Here is a 5,075-nt window from a genome sequence, read left to right as displayed (position 1 = left end):
TTCCGTTCTGAAGGAGAGGTAGGAGTGGTAACGCTCCTATCGACTCTAACTCCGTTGACCGTCAGGTTCGTTCACGCTTTTATGCTGAAGTTAGCTAAAAAATTTATGTTTAACCTCATGTATATTTCTCCAGAACAAGACCAAAAAATTCGCTACACCCTGCGCGAGTGCGGTCAAGAAGCTTACAAGCTCGCAGCGCAACCTTTTGAAGTTTGCGAGAAAGGGCCCAACGACTACGTGACGAGTATAGATCAATACCTAGACCGACAACTATCGGCAGCATTTAGCGCTTTGTTTCCTGAAGACGGCAGGATCACCGAGGAAAACGTCGCCTCCAGAACAGCTTACTGCGCCAATTACCAGCGCCTCTGGTGCATCGATCCCCTCGACGGGACTGAAGAATTTATTCGGGGAAAGCTGCACTACGCTTCGATGGTGGGGCTGCTGCTGGAAGGGAACCCGGTGGCCGGCTGGCTCTACGCCCCGGCTTTTGACCAAATGTATTTTGGCGGCAAAGATTGGGGATTGTTCCAAAGTGTCGGAACCGAAGCGCCGCAGCCGATCGCGCTATGCAAACCCCCGGCCCCGACAGCGGAAAATTGTAAAATTATTCTCGGAGACAAAGACCAGAAAAACTACGCCCAGGCGATCGCCCAAAGCATCCCCGGAGCAGAATTTTACTCGCTGGGCAGCTTTGGCTTAAAAGTGATGGAAGTTATCTTCGGTCGAGCTGGTTTGTACCTGTATCTCAACGGCAGAGTTAAAGTATGGGATACCGCCGGCCCTCTGGCGCTAGCAAAAGCAGCCGGATTGGTGTGTTGCGACTTGCAAGGTCAACCGCTGAGGTGGACTAAAGATGCGATCGAGCCGGAGACTCTGGCCCACACGCAGTCAATCGCGATCGGCTGGCCGGAATACATAGAACCTCTGTTGGGCAAAGTTCAACAGGCAGTGGCAGGCTTGTAAACCCGTTTAAGATTAAAGAATCTGTCAATTTTACGTGAACCGGGCCTCTGCACCCTTATCATCAATTAAAGGAGCAACGGATTGTTTGTGTTCCCAAACATCGATCCTTCCCTAGCTGTTGGGTTTCGCCTAATCATATTTCCCACCTCCGCGAGTTTGCGTCAGGAACCTCAGCCCCGACGGCGTGAGGCTTGGAAGAGTAATCCGACAAGCCATTCTGACCAGCTATCGTCTTAACTGACTACGTTTTTTGAGTCACGACACTCCTTGAATGCGAAGCCAGTTTTGGGCTCTGTCGCTGAAGGTTAAACAGCCCTAATGTCACTGGGGCAGTGCTTTGGGCCCAACAAGCTCACTAAACCAAGGCGCAGGCTAACATCACCCCGAAAGGGAGGCTCGAAAGAGCAAAACACTATGCGTACAGGGCTGGGAAGTTTGAGGCGGTAATTGTCCCGCTGAAAGTGCAACACAAAAGCACACTCCCGCCAACCAGTCCCAAGGCGGTAGTAATCAAAAAAAGACAATATAAAGCCGTCCTAGAAGGACGGGGTTTCTACCCATTTTTTTGATGAAGACAGAAGCTTTCAGTGAGCTATTCCCTCTATTTAAGGGTGCTAACCCAGAAACCTTGGGAGGGCTGCTATCAAATGCCGTCAAGCATGAGTATCCCCCGGGCCGAGCTGTGGTGATGGAGGATTCTTGGGGCAACGCGATTTACTTTGTCGTGTCTGGCTGGGTAAAAGTCCGGCGCTTGTCAAACGATCGAGCTGTATCAATGGCTATTTTAGGACGGGGTGCCTTCTTCGGCGAAATGGCCATTCTGGACGAATCTCCCCGATCGAATGACGTACTTGCTCTATCGCCCGTGCGACTTCTCAGCGTCACAGCTCAGCGATTTATCCAAACGCTGTTTAAAGACCCGCAATTGCACCACCGGATGCTGCAACTGATGGTACGGCGACTCCGCCAAACCAATCTCCGCTATCAACTCCGAAACCGCCAGCCAGCGGTTAAACTAGCAAATACTTTAGTCGAGCTGGCAGAAAACTACGGTCAGAAAACTGCTGAGGGCAAAGATATCTTCAATATCCCTTATGAAGACTTAGCGGATGTGACAGATATCACCCTAGATGAAACCAGCAAAATTATGGAAAAACTCGATAGTAAAGGTTGGATCAATATCGATCCAGACCGCGAAACTATCCATTTGATCAACCTCAAGCACTTGATTAATTTGGCAAGTCAATGACTGATGTTACTTCTTTGGATACCTCGTCCGCTGCCGGCAACCGTGAGGGGCAACTAACAGCACCGACAATTCAATATTCGGTGGCGATGCCCAATCCTGAATCCCATCTCTTTGAAGTAACTTTGCGCGTGCAAGGTTGGTCGGAGCCGGTTCTGGATTTAAAAATGCCTGTCTGGACTCCCGGTTCTTACTTGGTTCGAGAGTACGCCCGCCACCTGCAAGATTTTAGCTCCCAGGCGGGCGATCGAGCTTTACCTTGGCGCAAGCTCAGCAAAAATCACTGGCAAATCGAGACCGATTCGGTGTCAGATGTCACGGTTTTCTACCGCATTTTTGCCAACGAACTGACAGTGCGAACCAATCATTTAGACTCGACGCACGGTTATTTCAATCCGGCGGCTTTGTGCTTTTTCTTGCCCGGTTTTGAAAGCAACTGCTACACCGTAACCGTTGTGCCACCGCAGCCCGAATGGCGCACCGTTACGACTTTGCCACCTGTTTCTGGCCAAAATCTTACTTTCGCTGCGGCGGATTTTGACACTCTCGTAGACAGTCCTTTTGAGATTGGCTGTCACGAAGTATACGAGTTTGAAGTGATGGGAAAAGCCCACCAGCTAGTTGTTTGGGGAAAAGGCAACTTAGAACCAGAACGCACGATTCGAGACATCCAAAAAGTGATCGAAGTCGAGGCAAAAATGTTCGGCGGTTTGCCTTACGAACGCTATGTGTTTTTCCTGCATTTGTCCGGCTCTGGTTTTGGTGGTTTGGAGCACAAGGAGAGCTGCACTCTCAACTATCCGCGTTTTGGTTTTCGGGCTAAGGAAAAGTATGAACGCTTTATTCAGTTGGTAGCTCACGAGTTTTTTCACCTGTGGAATGTCAAGCGCATTCGACCGAAAGCTCTCGAAGTATTTGACTACGAAAAAGAGAATTACACTCCTTCTTTATGGTTCTCTGAAGGCACTACCAGTTATTACGATTTGGTCATTCCTTTTCGAGCGGGTATCTACAGTGTGAAAGGTTTTTTCCAAGGTATGGCTAAGGAAATTACTCGCTTGCAGACGACTCCGGGGCGGAGCGTGCAGCCTCTGAGCGAGTCGAGCTGGGATGCTTGGATTAAACTTTATCGTAGGGATGCTAATAGCGACAACTCGCAGATTTCCTATTATTTGAAAGGGGAAGTTGTGTCGTTTTTGCTGGATTTGTTGATTCGCGCCAAACACGGCAATGAGCGATCGCTCGACGATGTGATGCGTTTGATGTGGCAGCAGTTTGGCAATGCTAATTCTGCCCAAAACGACGATTTTGACCTGAAGTCGGGAACCGACGGCAAATCGGCGCATTTGACCTCAAACGGACAGTTAAATTCTCCTTCGCTGCCAGCAGAAATAGGCTTTACTCCCGAAGAGTTGCAAAGTGCGATCGAGTCCGTCGCGGGCATTGATTTGAGCGACTTTTTTGCGCGCTATATTGAGGGTACAGAAGAGTTGCCTTACAACAAGTATCTGCAACCTTTCGGGCTGGAACTCACCGCAAGTGAAACTAGCGAAACACCTCGCATCGGTTGGACGTTGGGAACCGAAAACGGGCGGGAAATGGTTAAATTTGTCGAAGTAGGATCTCCGGCACAATTGGCCGGAATTGATGCTGGAGACGAGTTGCTGGCGATCGAAGGTTTTCGGGTAAATTCAGAACAAGCGGGCGAGAGACTAAAAGATTTCAAGCCTGGGGATATCGTCTCGGTGACAGTTTTTCACCAAGACGAACTGCGGACTTGTCCTGTTACTCTCGCCCCGCCGCGCCCGATGCGTTACTCGATCGTGCCGGTGGAACAGCCCACCGCTATTCAGAAACAAAACTTTACTGGATGGCTGGGAGTTCCTTTATCGAAATTGTGACCTAACAGAAGGTGAACGGGAAAGAAAAGACCAGAAGAAATCAAGCTCAATTCCCAATTCCGCTAGCATCCTCCTGGTAAAATTGAATCACCCGTAAATACTCAACTATCATTCAGTTTTTCGACTGACAGTTAACAGTCAACAGTCAACAGTCAACCATAATTCCGGTTGCACCGGAATTAATATTACCAATTACCAATTTTGATTATGCAAACCCCACCTCCTCCATCAATTACGCCCCGCCAGATGAATCTGCTGAGGATTGTTGCTTCTATGGCCTGGGCTGACGGCCAACTCGCGACAGAAGAAGTTAATTTAATGCTCGATCGCTTTTGCGGTTTGTTTGCCCCAGATACCGACGCACAACAAATGCAACAAGAACTGCGGGATTACGTCATGCAAAATATCCCCCTTGACGAGTTGATCGGCCAACTAGAAACTCAAGATGAAAAGGAATTAGTCCTGCAACTCGGCTATGAAGTGATTTCATCTAGTTCTCGCACTCCTGACGAACCAAAAATTAACGCTGAAGAAGCCGCAGCTTATCAAAAATTAGTGCAGTTGCTCAATCTTCCAGAGGATGCGGTCAAGCGTATTGAAGCTGAATCATCGGCGGGAGATACTTCGGAGGGAATTGTCGAGAAGATGGCTCACAAATTAGAAAAGTTCATCAAAGGTTAATTTAGGACTTGTGCGCGCTTTGCTTAGAAACCCGGTTTCTTCCTAGATTTCTCGTTACTCAACCTGGAATTTTTCGTAGAAACCGGGAATAAGCCCCCCATCGGTAAGTCTTGTTATCTAAGTATCGGAATAATATTTTTATGAGTGCAACTATTTACAACTAAAGCTGAAGGGAAATAAAGCGGATTGTGACTCCCAATTTGCTAAGGAATGAGAATTAAATAACTTCCACAAGTTTGTGGGATGGGCGTCCCGCCCGTCCAAAAAGGACGGGCGGGACG

General features: G+C 48.6%; 4 protein-coding genes. All 4 read left to right on the top strand.

Features of this window, described 5'->3' with window-relative positions; translation table 11 throughout:
• On the top strand, positions 1 to 966 hold a 966-nt coding region (locus tag QUA00_RS36155; RefSeq protein ID WP_333413380.1), incomplete at its 5' end, for an inositol monophosphatase family protein.
• 568 nt (positions 967 to 1,534) lie between these two features.
• Positions 1,535 to 2,215, top strand: coding sequence for a Crp/Fnr family transcriptional regulator (locus tag QUA00_RS36150; protein WP_333104596.1), 681 nt, complete (start codon positions 1,535 to 1,537; stop codon positions 2,213 to 2,215).
• Positions 2,212 to 4,113, top strand: coding sequence for a M61 family metallopeptidase (locus QUA00_RS36145; RefSeq protein WP_333413378.1), 1,902 nt, complete (start codon positions 2,212 to 2,214; stop codon positions 4,111 to 4,113). Before QUA00_RS36150 ends, QUA00_RS36145 begins: the two co-directional genes overlap by 4 nt.
• A gap of 207 nt (positions 4,114 to 4,320) precedes the next feature.
• Entirely contained in the window at positions 4,321 to 4,794 is a 474-nt protein-coding gene (locus QUA00_RS36140) for a TerB family tellurite resistance protein (protein ID WP_333143007.1), read from the top strand.
• Positions 4,795 to 5,075 lie beyond the last annotated feature (281 nt).

The sequence above is a fragment of the Microcoleus sp. T2B6 genome (assembly GCF_036700475.1).
In the GTDB taxonomy this organism is placed as follows: domain Bacteria; phylum Cyanobacteriota; class Cyanobacteriia; order Cyanobacteriales; family Microcoleaceae; genus Microcoleus.
The sequence above is the reverse complement of the archived record's forward strand: the minus strand, read 5'-3'. Positions and strand labels throughout refer to the sequence as shown.